This window comes from Paenibacillus sp. MY03, assembly GCF_002165585.1.
Taxonomy (GTDB): domain Bacteria; phylum Bacillota; class Bacilli; order Paenibacillales; family Paenibacillaceae; genus Pristimantibacillus; species Pristimantibacillus agaridevorans.
The window spans coordinates 91052-108516 of record NZ_MXQD01000010.1 but is presented as its reverse complement, the minus strand read 5'-3'; the positions used below and the strand labels follow the sequence as shown (position 1 = coordinate 108516).

Sequence of the window (17465 nt, the reverse complement as noted above, 5' to 3'; positions counted from 1 at the left end):
CCGACCGGACGAATCAGAGGAACAACTAGTTGTTCTGCTCGTCGTCGAACGGCACAATTTGACCGATCCGCATTTCACTTCTGTTTATTTGTCCCTCGATCGCGAATTAAAAGCCGGCGGTTGCCGACTCGATCTGCTTCCGGTCGACCTGGCAACGGACACGCCATCAGAATTGAGGCTGCCCGCTGTCAAACCGCATGTGAACTTGCTGTTCGGCTTAATCCCGGAGGGGATTGCGGCTAAGCTGATTCAATCCGGCATACCGTCAATCGCCTTCGACAATGAATATCATCTTGCCCCGCATATCGATTCGATCGGCGCAAACGATTATGCAGGCGCCTATTTAGCCGTACGCCATTTGTTCGAAAACGGACATCGCCATATCGGTTTCATCGGGGATCATAACCTTTCGCCAAGCTTCTGCCAGCGCGGTCACGGCTTCCTGGACGCTATGCGCCGTTTCGGACTGCCGATTGACGAACGATGCATCATAAATTTGCAGCTGCGAAACGCCGATGGGAGCATTAATTTGGATAGCATTCACGAATCGCTCCTGCTGGAGCATATGCCGACGGCCTTCTTTTGCGCAAATGACCCGCTCGCCATTCACGTAAGCCAAAAGCTGGTCGCGCGCGGAATCGACGTTCCCGGCCAAGTGTCCTTAATCGGTTTCGACAATTTGGAAGCGGCCAAGTGGAATGCACCGCCGCTGACCACGATACATTTTCCAAGGGAAAATGTAGGTATACTCGTCATGGAGATGATTCGCCGCCGCCTGGCCGAGCCTAATGGCACTACCATTCGTACACTGCTCAATCCGCATCTCGTCGTTCGACAGTCGGTTGCCGCGCGGCCTCAATCTTCACATCAGTCCGATCATTAAGCGTCAGAGCCTAATCCTCTTCCGGCGGCAACAGTTTTAGCAGCAAGCTCTCGAAGTCGGCGACCGGCACGGCCAAACCGGCCCGCATCATTTGGTCTTGATGCGAGATATCGGTAGTGGCGTAAACAACGGCGATGGCTTTGCCATGCTCGTTGATGACGGGAGAGCCGCTATTGCCGCCATAAATCGGCGCATCAAGGGCCAGGGCCGGCTGTTGACGGCCTTGAATCGGAACCAAGCCGATTACAGCGCCTTCTATGGCGATTTGCGTAAAAAACAGCGGATTGCCAATCACGTTGATAGGATCGCCAGGCTCCCATTGCTTTTGATTCCGCTCCATTTCAATAAACGGCAGCTGTTGATTCCCGATGTCCACCTTCAGTATGGCGATATCCAGATCGGGATCGCTGCCCGACAGCTCCGCTTTATAACTCTGGCTATGCTCCGGAAATTTCACTATGATATAGCCGTTGTCTTCGATTACATGATAGTTTGTCACGATATATCCGCCGTTAATGTGAAATCCCGTGCCTTTGCCATTGTCCGTGCTGACTAAGACAACCGCTTCTTTATAGCTTTGGATTTTTGCCTGGCTGGATAATTCCTTCGATTTGAACAAGAGGGGCAGCGTCTTCATGTTGTAGATTTGCGGCCAAAATGCCAATATATTGCCGACCAGAGCGGCCACCAGCAGAAAAATGATCGTATTTCTGATCCACTTGCGCCGCGTGGCAGATGAACCTCCGTCATCTTCCTCCTCTTCCGACTCAAAGTCCCACTCCTCGTCCTCATATGGGTTGTGATCCTCTTTGTTGTGATTCGGATGATTTTCCATGCGTATCCCCCCTACTCGCCGTTGCCTTGTCCCGTTATTGTAACATCAATCCCGCAGCGATTTGGTTAAAAAAATAAAAGGCGGTACAATTGGGATAACAACACTTCCTTTAGGAGGATGAACGATATTTCTGGATCGCAAGCAACAGCTTTACTTTCATTCCTGCAATCCGAATCCTTTATTCTGAAGGAGGGGGAACGGGTAGACATTGACTGTGGACGTACTTCGGCGTTCGGCTTCGTGCTGCGGGAGAGTGTGCATTGCCTTGCCGAAAATGAAGCCGCCCTGTTCGAGGCAGCGGTGGATGAATGGTTTTATGTCCCGCATCTTTCCGGGTTCTCGATTCGTAACCGGGAGGTAGGCACGGCCGAGGTGCTGATTATCCGATTCGAGGAGTCCGGAGCGCTCGCGCTGGGGGAGCAAAGAACTTACTCTTGCCGTCTGCCGCACTCCCGCATGTGGGCCGAGGCGTTCGCGGCGGCGGTTGACGCTCCCTTCGAGTCGTTGCCGGACGTAACGCGGCTTACGCTGCAGTCGCATCTCTATGCGCTGACAGCCGCTTGGCTGCTGCGGTCGAAGGAGAACGAAGCGGACGGCGCCAAAGCGTTGCTCCGACTGATGGAGAGGACGTACCGCCTGATCGGCAATCGTTTCAACGAGCCGCTGAACCTGGAAGAGATGGCTCGCGAATCAGGAGTCGCAGCAAGTCGATTTTATCAAGCGTTCAAGGAGTATACGGGTTTCACTCCTCACAAGTGGATCACCGCCACGCGTCTTAACGCGTCGTTATCCCTGCTGTCCAATTCGCCTGCCTCGATTATGGATGTGGCGCATTCCGTAGGGTACGCCGACGAGTTGTACTTCAGCAGAGTGTTCAAGAAGCATATGGGGTTATCTCCTACGGAATATGTGGCCCGCGCAAACCGACGTATCGCAAATTTATGTCCGGTCTTCGAAGGGGATTTCAAGGCGCTTGGCATTACGCCCGCATTCTCGCCGCCAAGAGGCTGGACCGAGCGTTGGCAAGAGCTGATGCCAAGACTTCGGGACGCTCAGCCGGACATCATCTTTACGCAGCCGGTGTCGGAGGAAATTTTACTGGAGCTGAAACACATTGCACCGGTCGAGATGATCATCTGGAAAAATTCGAATCTCTCCTGGCGGGATCGGCTTCACCGCATCGGGCAATTGCTGGAGCTCTCCGGCGTCGCGGACCACTGGCTTACGCAATTCAAGCTGAAGGCAGCTAACGCCAGACGACTTGTCCAGCTTGCGCTCGGCCATACCCCTTTCCTCATTGTATCCGCACATTCGAGCGGGTATCGCGTATACGGCCGGCGAGCGAAAAAAATGAGCGATCTGTTCTACGACGCGTTGGGCCTGACATCTCCTGCTGCAGTGCAGCAGATCCGAATTCTCGATACCGAACGGCTGGAGGACATTTCTACGCTTTGCGACAATGCGCTGCTGCTCGTCCCCGACACCTTCTCCGAATGGCAAGAGAGCAAGCTGATAGCAGACTGGAATATCCTGCATCCAAACCGGGCAGAATGTCTGATTATCCGACATCCGGTACCGTCCTTATATAACGCATCGTTTTACGGCGGTCTTGTGGATGAGACGGTGAGCCGGCTGATGGAGGACGAAAAATAATCGCGCAAAAGAAAAATCCATCCCGGCGAAAGGGAAAATCCATTCCTCGGCGTAGAAAAAGATGTAGAATAGGAAATGGTGATAATGATTATCACTAACGAGAAGTCGTGTTTTTGAACGACCGCATAGAGGTAAGGAGAATGAGAACGTATGGCATTAACAGATATAATGAAACATTGGCGTTCTGCCCATAAGTTCCAGGCCGGAGAAAAAATCGCAGGCAGCCTCCATGCCGGTTATCCGGCAGCACTGCTGCTCACGGTAATCGAGAGCTGAAGAGCCGCTCATGAGACTATGGATTGTCATTGTCGCCGCGGTCTTGCTGTCCTTCGTATCCTTATTTCTAGGCGCTATCGATATTAAGATTAGCGATCTTATCAATGGAGATACAGATAAGATTGATATTTTCTTAGTTAGCCGGGTGCCTCGTTTGATGGCCATCATTTTGGCTGGAGCCGGCATGAGCATAGCGGGCTTGATTATGCAGTCCCTGAGCCGCAATAAGTTTGTATCTCCTACGACTGCAGGCACATTGGATGCAGCCAAGCTAGGCATTTTAATATCCATGCTGTTTTTTACGAATGTCACCTACACGGGGCAGATTTTATTTTCATTTGCATTTGCTTTGGCGGGGACCTTCGTCTTTATGCAGATCCTGGATCGAATTAAATTCAAGGATGTCATTTTCGTTCCGCTCATCGGCATTATGTACGGGAATATCTTATCGTCCATCACGACGTTTTTCGCTTACGAGGCCGATCTTCTCCAAAATATTTCGGCTTGGCTGATGGGCAGCTTTACCCTTGTTATTTCCGGCAGATATGAGCTGTTATATATAAGTGTTCCAGCTTTTGTTCTAGCTTATCTATATGCGAACAAGTTTACGGTAGCGGGCATGGGCGAGGATTTCGCAAAAAACTTGGGCTTAAGCTACAAAGCCGTCATGAACATCGGTCTTATATTAGTGGCCATCATCTCCACAACGGTGGTGCTGACTGTCGGAGTTATTCCGTTCCTGGGTTTGATCGTTCCGAACATTGTGTCGCTTTATCTAGGCGATAACTTGCGCAAAACGATCCCTCACACTGCTGCGATGGGCGTCGTTTTTCTGCTCGTTTGCGATATTATCGGGCGGATCGTGATCCATCCTTATGAAATCCCGGTTAATGTAACGGTTGCGGTGATTGGCAGTGCGATCTTCTTAGTGATGTTGATTAGGGGGAGAGCATATGCCAAAAAATAGTATGAAGCTTGTTATTCTCGCGATATTATCGATCGTCTGCATCTTGTTATACGCGTTTTATGATATCAAGGGCGGCTTTGATTACGCTTTTCCCAGACGGATGCTTCGTATTGCGGCTATGGTCGTAACGGCAATCGCGATTGCCTACTCTACCGTCGTATTCCAAACCATCACGCGGAACCGGATATTGACGCCATCGGTGATGGGCCTTGATTCCATGTACGAAGTGGTGCAAACGTTCATTTATTTTTTTGCGGGCTCCTTATCCGTTTGGGTCCTCAACAAGTATTTGAATTTTGGCGCCGCAATAGCTGTCATGGTGTTGTTTGCGCTGATTTTGTACCGGTTTTTGTTCCGGGCCGATAAACATCCGATTTATTTGCTGCTGTTGATCGGGATGATTTTAGGCACGCTGCTGGGCAGTTTCGTCACTTTCCTGCAGGTGCTGATCGATCCGGTCGATTATTTGAGCCTGCAAAATCGATTATTCGGCAATTTTATGAATGTGAAGAAGGATCTTCTGTACATTTCCGTTGGCATCTTGTTTATCGCGTTTATTTACGGATACAGGATCATGGATAAGCTGGATGTCATGTCGCTCGGTCGGGAAAATGCAATGAATTTGGGCATTCCCTATGACCGGATGGTCATGAATATTTTAATCCTCTCCTCCGTGTTGATTGCAACCTCGACCGCGCTCGTGGGACCGATCACCTTCTTTGGACTCATTGTAGCGAATTTGGCTTATCAATATTTAGTGACGTACAGGCATTCTATACTCATCCTGGGAGCCAGCTTGATTGGTATTGTCGCGCTGGTGGGAGGGCAGTTCCTCGTCGAGCATATTTTCGAATTGACGACGACGCTCAGCGTCATCATCAACTTTATCGGCGGGATTTATTTCATCTACTTATTACTTAAAGAAAGCAGGGCAGCGGGATGATCGAGATCAAGGGTTTAACCAAGTTGTTCGGCAAAAAGCCGGTTGTAGAGGATGTTTCCATTACGATTGAACCGGGTACGATTACTTCGTTCATAGGCCCGAACGGCGCCGGTAAATCCACGTTGCTCTCTATGGTGAGCCGGTTATTAGATGCGGATACGGGAGAAGTATTGCTGGATCGCAACAATGTCAAGAAGTGGAACTCCAGCGAATTCGCCAAACGGGTTTCCATTTTGAAGCAGGCCAATCATATCAATGTCCGATTAACGGTACGAGAGCTTGTCGCATTCGGACGATATCCGTATTCCAAGGGACGGCTGACCTCGGCAGACGAAAAGTTTGTGGATCAAGCGATCGCTTATATGAATCTCGGCGAAATGCAGGATAAATTTCTGGATGAATTGTCGGGCGGCCAGAAACAGCGGGCTTTTATCGCCATGGTCATTGCTCAGGATACTGAATATATTCTTCTCGATGAGCCGCTTAACAATCTGGATATGAAACATTCCGTGCAAATCATGAAGATTCTTCGCAATCTTGTAGATGAGCTGGGGAAAACCGTCATTATCGTGCTGCACGATATTAATTTCGCCTCCGTTTATTCCGACCGTATTGTGGCGCTCAAAAATGGCCGTTTGGTCAAGGACGGCCCGACGCACGAGATTATTAAGACGGATTCGCTGCGAGATATCTTCGATATGGATATTCCGATTCAAGATCAAAACGGATGCCGAATCTGCGTCTATTTTAATTCCTAGACGCAAGAGAAGCGGCGGATGCGTAGCCGTAGTTCTAGTGACCATCGAGTGGATTCCTACTTTTCGCGCACCCTTTTTTTGGATGATATTGATAATTGATATCAATTATTTTATATAAAATGATAAACAAGGAGAGATTCGTAATGATGAAAAAATGGAAATTGGTAAGTGCAATCACGGTGATGTCGCTTATGTTGGCAGCCTGTGGCGGAGGTAACAATAATGAGGCCGATCAGAACGCCTCAGGCGGTTCTGCCGCAAGCAATCCGCCTGTTACAGAACAGCCGCCTGCCGACAATGACGCATCGGCTCCCGCATATCCCATGACGATTAGCTCAACTATCGCTTCTACAGAGAACGAAGAAAAAGGAACGATCGCATTCCCGGACGTAACGTTCGAGAAGATGCCCGAAAAAATCGTCGTATTCGATTACGGGTTCCTGGATACATTGGATGCGCTCGGCGTAGAAGGCGTCGTAGGTCTCGCTAAGGATTCCAGCTTGCCGGCTCATCTCGAACATTTTTCGGGAGACGAGTATACGAATATCGGCACGCTAAAAACGCCTTTGTTCGAGGACATCGCCGAACTGGACCCGGACGTTATCTTTATCTCCGGCCGTCAATCCACCTTTTATGAGGAACTGAAAGAAATTGCGGATGTCGTATTTGTCGGAACACAGCAAAACGACTACTGGAACACCTTCCTGGCTTCCGTAGACATCGCAGCTAAGATGTTTGGCAAGGAAGCAGAGGCTGCCGAGTATCTTGCCAGCTTCGACGAAGCCCTGAAAAACATTAATACGTTAGCCGGCAATTATGAAACATCATTGGTTACCATGTATAACGAAGGAAATCTGTCCGGCTTCGCCTCCAACTCCCGCTTCGGCTACATGTATGAAGTATACGGCTTTAAGCCGGTGACGGACGATATCGAAGCTTCTTCCCATGGCTCCAACTTCGGCTTTGAAGCCGTGCTCGAGTTCAACCCGGAAGTGCTTCTCGTCATTGACCGTACCGCGGCAACGGCGGGCAATACATCGAATATCGAGGCCGACATGGAGAACGCGATTATTAAGAAAACAAAAGCGTATCAAAACAACCGCATCGTTTACCTTGATGGTCCGCTCTGGTACCTGGGCGGCGGCGGCTTGCAATCCGAGCTTGCCAAAATCGAAGAAGTATTGGCTGAACTGAAATAATAACAACGCAACAAAGCTGCTCCGAAGTTATGAATCTACTTCTGGGGCAGCTTTTTAATTTGCTTGCCACAACCTTATTAGCGGTTGTCCTGCAAAGCCTCGATACGCTGACCAATGGAATATTCGTCCGGATAGACGGCCATAAACTCGGTTAAGCCCACCATCCGGAACAGCTTCTGGTAATGCGCGGTAACGCCAAAGGCAAAGGTTTGGCAGCCGGCTTTGGCAAGCGATCTTACGATACGGATCAATACGGCTATTCCCATGCTGTTAATGTAATCCACGTGCACGAAGTTGAGTATAAGAAACCTTCTGCCATCCTGCAGCCCTAGTTCCCAATCCTTCATGCCGATCAGGTATTCCTCGGATTGGTTGGACAAGTCGCCGTAAAGGTCCAGGATGAAGGCGTGCGCATTCAATCGGCTTTCCGCTCGGAACGGGTTGTTCATAATGGCCTCCTACCAATAAAAGATAATGTCCAAACAGGTTTTTCCTTCGCATTGCCCAAACTCGCAATGATCGGATAGCCGGCTAATAATCGTCAGTCCCCAGCCCCGAGGGCGGGGCAGCTCCCATTTATCCGAAAGCGGAACATCCGCGTTCTGGTCGATGACAGCCGTGGCGGCGCCTTGATCGTAGATCCGGAACGAAACTTTATCCCGCTCCGCAGTCAATTGAATCGTCACCGTCAAATTCGCATCGCCTCCGTTGCCATGTTCGATGGCGTTCAAGCAAGCTTCGGCGATGACCGTTTTGATATCGTCCAATCGGCTCGGGCTTCTCTCCGGGAAAAGCCGCATCATTTCGGCGGCAGCCTCCTGCATGACCGTTTTTTCGAAGCCATAAACGCTTGGAATGTCCCACCGCTTGAAAACCGGAAATTTATCCACAGCCGCCCTCCTCTCCGCCTCGTCCCGATATCGCGATTATCCCGAACAAAGCTAACAAAATGATTACAAGTTCGTGTTCAAAAAGTTCGGTTTTCAGCACCGAGAAGATGGAATGCAAGTAGAAACTGAGGAGCGGAGCGTAGTGGAAGCTACGTGAGCACCTGCAATGTTTCCGGAGGAAACATACTTCGAAAGCATACGCTTAGTTTCGCTTGCGTTCCATATTCGATGTCGATTAGGCTTCCTGGTATACTTCGTGATCAAAAGCGGACTTTTTGAACAACCTCTACAACCGTCCTTTCCATCGCAGCAGTATAACGGTGCGGTCGTCGTGAAGCTCTCCTTCATGCTCAGAATGCTCCAGCCGCCCGAGCAAGGCTTGAAGCTGATCTTCCGCATGGCGCTCGGGGGACAACCGCCTCAGTTCTTGCTCCCATCGCTCGAAACCGAGCATGTCTCCCGCCGCTTGTCCGCTCTCAATGATTCCGTCCGTATACAAGAGGAACATGTCGCCGGGCGCCCATGCGCGAGACGCTCCATGGTACGCCGTATCTGGGAACATACCGAGCGGGAGCGAGGAGCACGGCCAATCGATCAGCTCCCCTTGCCGAATCCAATAAGGGTCCAGATGGCCTGCGGCGGCATATTCCAGGGAAGCGGCGGACACATCCAGGATGGCAAGCCCCGCCGTCGTGTACATCCGGCCTCTTGTCATCTGATACATGTACAGATTCAACCGGCCAAGCATGTCGCCTGCCGTTCCCCCTTGCGCAACCACCGTGCGAAGCCCTGTCATGGCAGCCGACATCAGCAGGGCGGCGGGCATCCCTTTGCCGGATACATCGCCTATGGCTATACAATAACGATGTTCTCCCAAAGGAATGACATCGTACCAATCTCCGCCCACCTCATGGCATTGCTGGCAAGAAGCGGCGATGTCGAACTCCGGCGTGACCGCCAGCCTTTTTGGAAGCAGCTTCTGCTGCACCGCGTAAGCAAGCCGCAACTGCCGCTCCACCTCCAAATAGGATTGGCCGATCCGCGTTTGAATCTCGTTGACGGCAGACGCCAATCTGCCGACCTCATGGACGGATAAGACCGGAAACGTCCGATGCAGGCTGCTTTTCTCACCGTCGGCCAGCTTCCGCAAGCCGTCGATCAGCAGACGCAGCTCCTTTCTAAGCTCAAGCGCATAGAAGGCAAGAATGCTGGTGGAGAAAACGGCGTATAAGGCGGGCAAGCCCAGTATGGACATGGCGCTCCAGCCCTCTTCGGCCTTGGGAAGAATACGAATTGCGGCGGAAAAGGTGATGATGAAGCCGATTATCGCACCAAGCGTAAGAAGTCTGACCGCCGAATGTTTACGGTTTGCGGGCAGCTTGTCCATTGCAAGGCGGGCGGCATAGGAGCGCAGCCATCTTCTCGTCATGACAAATAGCAGAACCGCCAGTATAAGCGCCAGACTTACCTCCGACAAAACGCTTTGCGCCAAATGTACGACATGCTCCCAGGAATCGACCCTTCTCTGCAAAGAAACTATCTCGATGCCGTGATGCAGGGCGATAAACGCAAGCGCGAGCAAAATCATGCCGCCGGATAACTCCCCGGGAAAGCGCATTAACTTCTCAAAAACAACCTGCTTCGGCAGATCCGCGCCCAGTCTTCGAAAAGAGCGAAATACCGCGCCCAAACGCCAATAGGTAATGGCGTACAGCAGGAAAGCCAAGAAAATATCGCTAATAATCAAAAAAGGGATATTAAACTTCAGGAGTTGCTCGAACGCAATGCCATGAATCACCAAGTTGTTGATCGTTATAAACAACGTGCCTCCGATGAATACGGCGATATAAGCGCCAAAAAGCCGCAAGGGCAGTAAGTCCGCCTTGTTACTGCTCCTCCTCATGTCGCTTCCCCTCTCCGTTTCTGCATGCGGTAATGGAACTGCTGTCCTCGGGAAACATCGCGTCATCCAAAGCCTCTCCGGCCGAAACATCCCCGCCTTCCGTCATTTGCAGCGTAACGCGGCATGCCCCGGCGAGCGGGTATATTTTTTCTGTAACAGAGGCCGGGCTCCTCCTTCCAAGCGGTTCCGCGCCCGACTCCGTCCCCGATGTACTCCCGTTGTGCTCGAGCAGCAGCTGCATTTGTCCCGCCATCGCAACATGCAGCGTTTCGCGATCGTTGTCGATCATTCCAATTCCAATATGAACCCGCATATCCTCCTGCATAATCGGCTTGCACTCCTGATCCAGCCTCGTCAACCACTCGCCCGCCGTTGCCGCATCTTGCATGCGCGAGCGCAGCAGCATCAGAACGGAAGACATCACAAGCGCCGAAGGAAGCCCGTTGCCCGTCACGCAGCCGGCGACAATCGCAGCGCGTCCGCCGTCGAGGGGGATAACGTCATAGAAGCCGCCGCCTACCTCCGTCGCTCTGCGGCATTCTCCGTTAAATCGCCAGTCTCCCAGCGCCGGCTGGAGATTGGACAGCAGCTGCTGCTGCACTTGAACCGCCAGTTGAATATCACGGTCAAGACGCGCATACTCTCGTTCAAATCGGCCTTGCAATGCATTAAACGCCAATGTCAGCTCCCCTGCTTCATACGGCGAACCGATGGGAAGATGCCGCAGCAGCTCGCCCCTCCGAAACCCGGCCAGTTCTCGCAGTCCTTCCGTCAGTCGCTCAATATCACGGAATAAATAACGGGACATGCCGTACACCACGATTAGCGTTACTACGGAGACGATGACTCCGATGGCCGCGAATGTCACGAAATCGGGGGAGTCCCCTTCGCGCCGGGCGGTCCCCGCGTAACGCACCAGACGCAGGAGCATATAGACCTGGCCGCAGACGGCCGCCAAAATGAAGCTCCAGGTCGCGCTTTTAAAGCGAATGTCCTCATGCCGATACAAACGCAGCTCCATAATAAACGGCCGCAAAACCCATCGCGCCGTGCTGTAGAAAATTAAGCCGAGAGCCAAATAAGTCGTCAAATTGGAAAGCGTGCTTTGCGCATATTGATTCGCGGTGTCCATGCTCCACGGAGGCAACCCCAAAAGAATCATATGGCAAATCTGGGCAACCGCCATACTGCTGATAAACGTAAACCAAAGCAATTGTTTTGGAAAACCCGTCAGCAGCTTCCATTGCCGCAGCTCCGCATCCATCGATTTATGCTGCAGCTCTTCCGGACCTCTGTTTTCTAGCCGTTGGAAAGTGAACAAACAGAGCAGCAACAAAATGCCGGCATGACCGGCCAACACCACGGCAACAAGCGTTTGCAGCTCGTCTCCCTCGTGTCCGACCACATATTTGCTTGACAGAAGCATGCCTGCCGATACTGCGGCAAGGATCAGCGCATATAGGACAACCAAACGATTCCCCGGACCGGAGAAGAGACTCATGACCTCCGCTCCTCTAATAGTTGCGCCGTCTCCGCGGAAGGCTCCAAACCAAGCTCCTCCCTGTAATGCCGGGCAAAACGTTCATACAACTGTCTCGCCTCCTGATGCCGTTTTGTCCTTGTCAAAATGCGCAGTTGCTGCTGACAGGCTTCTTCTTGATCCGGCCGCAGCCGCAGCCACTCCCGGCAATAATGCTCCTCCATTATCGCGTCTTGCTTTTCCTCCGCAGCCCGACATAGCTTTCGAACGATGGCCGTCTGCTTATCCAACGCATGCTCCCGCACATTGGCCAGCCACGAAATATAAGGCAGCTCAGGCAGCAGCTCATCGTACAGCGCGTGCGCCTCCTCGTACAGCTCGCAAGCGAGCGGCCGATCTTTGATCCACAATTGATCCGCAGTCCGTATAAGTGCGTAATATTTTTCTACGTCCACATACTCGATGGCATTTTCGCGCAGAGAAACGAGCCCTTCACGAATAAAGACGATGTCCCGAATCCCCAGTTCATCCAGAAAGGTTTGCCGTAACTGATGGGTAATGACGTGCAGCAACCGCACCGCCTTATCGGGAACTTCTCCAAGCTGTAAAATGTCGATAAGCTGATCCCTTGAGCTCATGTAATTGGGCTGCAAAAGCAAATAAACGCAAAGCTCCTGCGCTTTTTTTCGCTTCCACCGCATTCCCCGCACCTCTCTAAAACCGTTCTGGAACGCCAAGCCCCCAAACAATCGAATGCGCCAGACGGCGCCCTCTTCCTCTGCATTCGCCCGGAACGGCCCAACTGGCACCGGGCTGGAGACCTCGCGGACTGACGGCCGGGGCAGCTTTAAATGCCGGGCCAGCCTGTCGAGCTCGGTCGCGGCCTCCTCCGCCTGGGGCGTCTTCCCTGCGCGCCTCAGCCCATCGGCCAAAGCCTGCAAGAGCCTATACTGCAGCAAATAATCCGCACAATGCTTTTGTTGCAGTGCCCGCAAAGCATCGCCGGAGCGGAGAGCCTCCTCGACATTTAACTCCAGCATGGCCCGATAGACGGCAATTTGAATCTCCGCTATATGATAATAGGGCAGTTGTCCGGCCGAGCTTTCGTTTAAAAATTTTCTCAGCGACACGATGGATGGCTCCCCATATCCTTGCCTCAGGTCCCAAAGCGATCCGATCCAAGGATAGAGGTCGCGAACATCATCTGCAGCGGCCGACCATTGACGCAATCTCCATGCCAAATCCTTCCACTCATGCTCCTGTATGGCGTCGCCGCATTGAACGATAAGTCGGGCCAGCGTGCTTGCCGCTTCCGCAAGCCGGCCCTTGCGCTCAAATTGCCCGATCGCCCCGATATACCAGCTTTTTGCGCTCGCTTCCGAATCGACAAGTCGGGCTCCGGCCGCCAGGGCGCGAGGCAGCCTGCCGGCGGCGTCCCCATCGTCATCAGGCCGTTTGTCATATTCGTGCTTCAGAAAAAGGAGCAGCGTTTCCGCAGAAGCGATGTCTCCCGTTCGAAGCTGCAGCTCGGCCAGGGCGCACATGGCTCCAATGAGCCGATCAGGCAGGGATTGCGCAGCAAAGCCTTTCACGGCTGCTTCCAGCCGTTGTTTGGCCTCGGACAGCCTGCCGATGTCGCAGTCGATCTCGGCCACGGCCTGGAGGAGCAACGGCGATGCCTGCAGATGGGTTTCCGGCAGCCGTCTGAGCAGCTGCTCCGGCAATGCCCGACCTTCCAGAATCACGCATTCCATGCGAATGACCGCCTCCCGCATGCGCCCTTGCCCAAGCAGTCCGTCCAGTTCTTCTACCCATGCCATCCTATCGTTTCACCGCCTTCTTGTCCGCCATCCGTTGTCTGTCAATCGTACATTTTCGGTACTTAAATTATAACAGAAGAAGCGCTGCGGAATCCCACCGTTCAGCGCTTCTTCTCTTTCATTTTATTCTTTTTCCTTACAAAAAACTGACAAACAACTACCCTCTCCGCATGTTAGCATCCTGTAATATCCATTCGATATAGTGATGGCAAGAAAGTTACTATACCATTTAGGAGAGACGAAAACATGCGCAAATGGATTACCTCGATTACACTCCTGTTTCTGATCGGCACGCTGTTCTCCGGCGCGTTGTTCCCCGGGAAAGCCCGGGCTGCCGATACGATCGCCTGGAGTGCAAAGCAAAGCGCGGTATATGACCAGATTCATCCGTACACCTTGAACTGGAGCGGCAATCCGCTCGATCGCGGCGGGCTCAACCTGTTGAAGATGGCGTATACAACAAAAAGCGCAGAGACGGATATGGTGATCAACCAATACGGAGACATTGGAGCGGCCGCGATTCTGGATCTGGACGGCGAAGGATTAACGGATCCGACGGATGCGAGCCTTGGCGGCTTCGCGAATTCGCTTAAAATCAAGAAAGGCGCCGTTTATCTCATCGTTCTGCATGACGGCAGTCTTGCGAAAATTCAGATCGACCGCGTTTTGCCGGACAACGGTTCTTCGATAACCAAGGTGATGTTTTCGTATGTACTGGAGCAGCCCGAAGAAGAGAGCCCTACGTCCCCCGGGTCCGGCGGTCTTGAAATAGGCTCCCCTGCCCAGGATGCCAAAAATCCCGCGGCAACCTATGAATTTGTGGGAGACGGCAGCATTACGGTGCCTTGGGCGAAACAAACCGGGCATGTGTCATGGGATATTTACCGTTCCGACAACCAAGCGGCTTATGTAAAAATGACCGACTTCAAGCTGACCAAGCCGGAATTCACCGACCATTACACGTTTGTCGGCCATACTTACCTGTACAAAGTCGTAGCCTATGACAAGAGCGGCAACATCGCGCTCATTTCCGAGGCCATCAAAGTCGTCATCGCGGAGGAGGAAGCGGCTTCGGGCAATCAGATCGTCCTACAAATCAACAATCCTGCCGCTTGGATCAACGGCGACGAGTATAAGCTGGAGGTTGCGCCGTTTATTCATAACGGCAGAACGCTCATTCCGCTGCGTTTTGTCAGCGAGGCGCTTGGCGCCAAGCTGGACTGGGACGGCGCTGCACGAAGAATTACCTTGACCCGGGGAGAAGACGTCATCGTCCTGGTCATCGACAGCTCGGAAGCGACGGTAAACGGAAAAAGAGTTACGATGGACGTGCCAGCCACGATTTATAAAGGCAAGACCATGGTGCCGATCCGTTTCGTCAGCGAGCAATTCAATCAAAAGATTACGTTTGACGATGCCACGCGCAAAATTTACATTGCAGGCCACAGCGGCGAGACCTCAGACGCAAGCGACGACGAGGACACGGACAGCGACAAAGAACCGCTCCCTTCCTTATCGGGCGATTATGAATACTTTATCGGCTCGTGGAATATGTGGGTGCCGGCCGGGCAACAAAGCGCCAGCGGCGGCGTCTTGCAAATTGAAAAGGACGGTACGTTTTCCTATTATTGGAACGGACCGAAAACCGGCACCTGGACCTTCGACGATACTACCGGCAAGCTGCAGCTCGCCAACTATAAGAGCGGCTGGGATTGGACGGCAACCAGAACGAAGGAGGGCATTACAGTGTCGACCTTTGGAGTTTACGAGACAGGCACGCGCAGCCGATGAGAAAAACGCCTATCGGAGACCTTCGGGGCTGAGCGACCGCGTTTACACAAGGCGAAGCGACTAGGCCGTCCTCTGGCGGCGCCTGTTGGCACTAATGGACATCAGCGACTCTTACAGCTTCAAACCAGGGGCATTTCTCCCCATTTGAGCTTCTAAGAGTCGCGTATGTCCGTTACATCGCTTGCGTCTCGACGACCAAGTCGTCCGGCAGTCCCTGGATCGCGCCCCGGTTCGGCAAATTGGCCGCATGGATCTCTATTTCGACGCCGAAGAAGATGCTCTCGCCATTACTCGGTTCTTCTCTTCTCCAGCTTCTCCATAAATGACTCTTCGTTGTCGAACAAGTCGACGCCCATGAGATACGAGAGGATACGCGGAAGGTCGATATTGTCGATCAGGCCTACGAATTCCCCGGAGCCTGCGCCGTATGCGTACACCGGCAGCTCTTCACCCGTATGGTTGCGGGAGCCCCAGCTGATGAGCGCATGCGCGGATACGACCGTACCGATCTCATTCGTCAGCGTCGTGTTGTTGTTCCAGTTGACGCTCGTCAGATAAGCTACGTCTTCGTCAGTAAGCTCGAAGCCGACGATCGGCTCAACCACTTGCTTTACGTCGACAAGATAAGCGGTTGTCTCTTCGGGCTTATCCGCCGTTGTGCCGACTGCAGCTTGCAGCCCGATCAAACCGGCGATTGAAACAAGAGCGATATACGAGGTTCCCTTCTCGATAAACAGATCGGCATCCAGCGTCTGGGAGCCTGCCACGATCTTCTTGTCGCCGAGATCGACGCGGAAGGAAGCCCCTCCGATAGAAACGTCTGCCGCAAAAGCCTGCGCATGGTAGGTCAGCTCGCCGTCCAGCTCCGCTACGATGTCGCGCACCGGAACGTAGTAGCTGCCGTCCACAACCTTGGCGTTTTCGATGCCGACAGTCTGGGCCTCTTCTTTGAGGGTGCCCAGGACCGTATTGGAGCTGCCTTTGGCATTTTTAAGAACTTCGATATTCTCCTTGTAGCCGCCTGGCGTATTGCCGATGTTCATACCGCCAGTCTCGTGATCGCCGACAACGACAACCAGCGTATTTTTGTCCTTCTTCGCGAACTCAAGGGCTACGTCCACCGCTTCCTCGAATGCAAGCATATCCGTAATCAAAGCAGTCGGGTCGTTGGCATGGCCGGCCCAGTCGATTTGGCTGCCCTCTACCATAAGGAAGAAGCCGTCTTGATCCTGGCTAAGCGTCTCTACCGCCAGCTCCGTCATTTCCGACAAGCTTGGGACATTGATCTTATCGCGGTCGATATCGTATTTCATGTCGCTCATGGCGAACAGCCCCAGAACTTTATCCGATGTTACGTCATCGAGTTCACTTCTGTTGGTGATATAATCGTAGCCTGCCGCTTCCGCCTCGGCAACAAGATTACGTTCTGGCTGCTGGCCGCCTTCCGCCTGCGGCAAGAACATATCGCGTCCGCCGCCCAGAATGACGTCGACATTATTGATGTATTCCGTCGCAAGGGCAACTTCGTTGCCTCGGCTCGGATCATGAGCTGTGAATACGGCCGGCGTGGCGTGAGTGATACGAGACGTAGCAACGAGGCCAGTCGACTTGCCTTTGTCTCTTGCGGCGTCCAGAATGGACTCAGGCCGTTTGCCGTCCGGAGTTACCGCGATAACGCCATTGTTTGTTTTGTAACCGGTCGCCATTGCCGTGCCGGCCGCTGCGGAATCCGTAATGTTCGTGTCGTTGGAATATGTTTTCATAAGACCCTTCGCGTAACGCTCGAAGGATAGCTCTTCCCCTTTGTAAATACGCGTTGCTGTCAGATAGCTGATCCCCATACCGTCGGGAATCATAAGAATGACGTTTTTCGTGCTCCCTTTGTCCGCCGCGTGGGCAACCCCCGCCAGACTGCCGAACAGGAGAGAAGCTGCGATCATCACTTTGCCTGCTGTTTTGCCGTTGAAATTACGTAACATGGTTATTAATTCCTCCCTTTGTACAGATAGGTACAATATAGAGGAACAATATTAACGGGTTATTATCGAATTAATAATGTTTGATAAA

General features: G+C 52.5%; 16 protein-coding genes. 8 read left to right on the top strand and 8 right to left on the bottom strand.

Going from position 1 to position 17465, the window contains the following annotated elements; genetic code table 11:
- Positions 1 to 34 precede the first annotated feature (34 nt).
- Entirely contained in the window at positions 35 to 883 is an 849-nt protein-coding gene (locus tag B1748_RS12115; protein ID WP_087568173.1) for a substrate-binding domain-containing protein, read from the top strand.
- Between the two features lie 10 nt (positions 884 to 893).
- Here B1748_RS12115 and B1748_RS12110 read toward each other — a convergent pair whose 3' ends face one another.
- On the bottom strand, positions 894 to 1718 hold the full coding sequence (locus tag B1748_RS12110) for a S1 family peptidase (RefSeq protein WP_087568172.1): 825 nt from the start codon (positions 1716 to 1718) through the stop codon (positions 894 to 896).
- Positions 1719 to 1835: 117 nt separating this feature from the next.
- Between B1748_RS12110 and B1748_RS12105 the strand changes: the two genes are divergently transcribed.
- The 6 genes from B1748_RS12105 to B1748_RS12085 all read left to right on the top strand — a co-directional run bounded on the left by B1748_RS12105 (position 1836) and on the right by B1748_RS12085 (position 7514).
- Positions 1836 to 3371 (top strand): AraC family transcriptional regulator, encoded by a 1536-nt coding sequence (locus B1748_RS12105; protein WP_087568171.1) that lies wholly within the window; start codon positions 1836 to 1838, stop codon positions 3369 to 3371.
- Between the two features lie 150 nt (positions 3372 to 3521).
- Entirely contained in the window at positions 3522 to 3647 is a 126-nt protein-coding gene (locus B1748_RS37450) for a hypothetical protein (protein WP_256975634.1), read from the top strand.
- 10 nt (positions 3648 to 3657) lie between these two features.
- Positions 3658 to 4614 (top strand): ABC transporter permease, encoded by a 957-nt coding sequence (locus B1748_RS12100; protein WP_087568170.1) that lies wholly within the window; start codon positions 3658 to 3660, stop codon positions 4612 to 4614.
- The gene (locus tag B1748_RS12095) at positions 4601 to 5557 is read left to right on the top strand and encodes an iron chelate uptake ABC transporter family permease subunit (RefSeq protein WP_087568169.1); all 957 of its coding nucleotides are present in this window, start codon (positions 4601 to 4603) and stop codon (positions 5555 to 5557) included. Before B1748_RS12100 ends, B1748_RS12095 begins: the two co-directional genes overlap by 14 nt.
- Positions 5554 to 6315, top strand: a complete 762-nt coding sequence (locus B1748_RS12090; RefSeq protein WP_087568168.1) for an iron ABC transporter ATP-binding protein — start codon at positions 5554 to 5556, stop codon at positions 6313 to 6315. Before B1748_RS12095 ends, B1748_RS12090 begins: the two co-directional genes overlap by 4 nt.
- Positions 6316 to 6461: 146 nt before the next feature.
- Entirely contained in the window at positions 6462 to 7514 is a 1053-nt protein-coding gene (locus B1748_RS12085) for a siderophore ABC transporter substrate-binding protein (protein ID WP_087568285.1), read from the top strand.
- Between the two features lie 77 nt (positions 7515 to 7591).
- Here the strand turns inward: B1748_RS12085 and B1748_RS12080 are convergent, their stop codons facing one another.
- The 5 genes from B1748_RS12080 to B1748_RS12060 all read right to left on the bottom strand — a co-directional run bounded on the left by B1748_RS12080 (position 7592) and on the right by B1748_RS12060 (position 13607).
- Positions 7592 to 7963, bottom strand: coding sequence for an STAS domain-containing protein (locus B1748_RS12080; protein ID WP_087568167.1), 372 nt, complete (start codon positions 7961 to 7963; stop codon positions 7592 to 7594).
- A gap of 9 nt (positions 7964 to 7972) precedes the next feature.
- Positions 7973 to 8404, bottom strand: coding sequence for an ATP-binding protein (locus B1748_RS12075; protein WP_087568166.1), 432 nt, complete (start codon positions 8402 to 8404; stop codon positions 7973 to 7975).
- Between the two features lie 286 nt (positions 8405 to 8690).
- A complete protein-coding gene (locus B1748_RS12070) occupies positions 8691 to 10307 on the bottom strand; it encodes a PP2C family protein-serine/threonine phosphatase (protein ID WP_179215546.1) in 1617 nt (538 codons plus the stop codon).
- Entirely contained in the window at positions 10291 to 11808 is a 1518-nt protein-coding gene (locus B1748_RS12065) for a PP2C family protein-serine/threonine phosphatase (protein WP_087568165.1), read from the bottom strand. The genes B1748_RS12070 and B1748_RS12065 overlap by 17 nt, the downstream gene beginning before the upstream one ends.
- On the bottom strand, positions 11805 to 13607 hold the full coding sequence (locus B1748_RS12060) for an AfsR/SARP family transcriptional regulator (RefSeq protein ID WP_087568164.1): 1803 nt from the start codon (positions 13605 to 13607) through the stop codon (positions 11805 to 11807). Before B1748_RS12060 ends, B1748_RS12065 begins: the two co-directional genes overlap by 4 nt.
- Positions 13608 to 13853: 246 nt before the next feature.
- Between B1748_RS12060 and B1748_RS12055 the strand changes: the two genes are divergently transcribed.
- Complete coding sequence (locus B1748_RS12055; RefSeq protein WP_087568163.1) at positions 13854 to 15398, top strand: copper amine oxidase N-terminal domain-containing protein; 1545 nt, start codon at positions 13854 to 13856, stop codon at positions 15396 to 15398.
- A 172-nt stretch (positions 15399 to 15570) separates the two neighbouring features.
- On the opposite strand, the gene B1748_RS38005 is transcribed toward B1748_RS12055, so the two are convergent.
- Both B1748_RS38005 and B1748_RS12050 read right to left on the bottom strand, forming a co-directional pair.
- Complete coding sequence (locus tag B1748_RS38005) at positions 15571 to 15657, bottom strand: family 4 glycosyl hydrolase (RefSeq protein WP_373271272.1); 87 nt, start codon at positions 15655 to 15657, stop codon at positions 15571 to 15573.
- A 28-nt stretch (positions 15658 to 15685) separates the two neighbouring features.
- Positions 15686 to 17377 carry an alkaline phosphatase gene (locus B1748_RS12050; protein WP_256975633.1) on the bottom strand — a complete coding sequence of 564 codons (1692 nt, stop codon included), beginning with the start codon at positions 17375 to 17377 and terminating at the stop codon, positions 15686 to 15688.
- Between the last annotated feature and the right edge of the window lie 88 nt (positions 17378 to 17465).

Coding starts and splice junctions, on each gene's coding strand:
- B1748_RS12110 (WP_087568172.1), bottom strand. CDS start 1,718: ATGGAAAATCATCCGAATCACAACAAAGAGGATCACAACCCATATGAG.
- B1748_RS12105 (WP_087568171.1), top strand. CDS start 1,836: ATGAACGATATTTCTGGATCGCAAGCAACAGCTTTACTTTCATTCCTG.
- B1748_RS37450 (WP_256975634.1), top strand. CDS start 3,522: ATGGCATTAACAGATATAATGAAACATTGGCGTTCTGCCCATAAGTTC.
- B1748_RS12100 (WP_087568170.1), top strand. CDS start 3,658: ATGAGACTATGGATTGTCATTGTCGCCGCGGTCTTGCTGTCCTTCGTA.
- B1748_RS12095 (WP_087568169.1), top strand. CDS start 4,601: ATGCCAAAAAATAGTATGAAGCTTGTTATTCTCGCGATATTATCGATC.
- B1748_RS12090 (WP_087568168.1), top strand. CDS start 5,554: ATGATCGAGATCAAGGGTTTAACCAAGTTGTTCGGCAAAAAGCCGGTT.
- B1748_RS12085 (WP_087568285.1), top strand. CDS start 6,462: ATGAAAAAATGGAAATTGGTAAGTGCAATCACGGTGATGTCGCTTATG.
- B1748_RS12080 (WP_087568167.1), bottom strand. CDS start 7,963: ATGAACAACCCGTTCCGAGCGGAAAGCCGATTGAATGCGCACGCCTTC.
- B1748_RS12070 (WP_179215546.1), bottom strand. CDS start 10,307: ATGAGGAGGAGCAGTAACAAGGCGGACTTACTGCCCTTGCGGCTTTTT.
- B1748_RS12065 (WP_087568165.1), bottom strand. CDS start 11,808: ATGAGTCTCTTCTCCGGTCCGGGGAATCGTTTGGTTGTCCTATATGCG.
- B1748_RS12060 (WP_087568164.1), bottom strand. CDS start 13,607: ATGGCATGGGTAGAAGAACTGGACGGACTGCTTGGGCAAGGGCGCATG.
- B1748_RS12055 (WP_087568163.1), top strand. CDS start 13,854: ATGCGCAAATGGATTACCTCGATTACACTCCTGTTTCTGATCGGCACG.
- B1748_RS12050 (WP_256975633.1), bottom strand. CDS start 17,377: ATGTTACGTAATTTCAACGGCAAAACAGCAGGCAAAGTGATGATCGCA.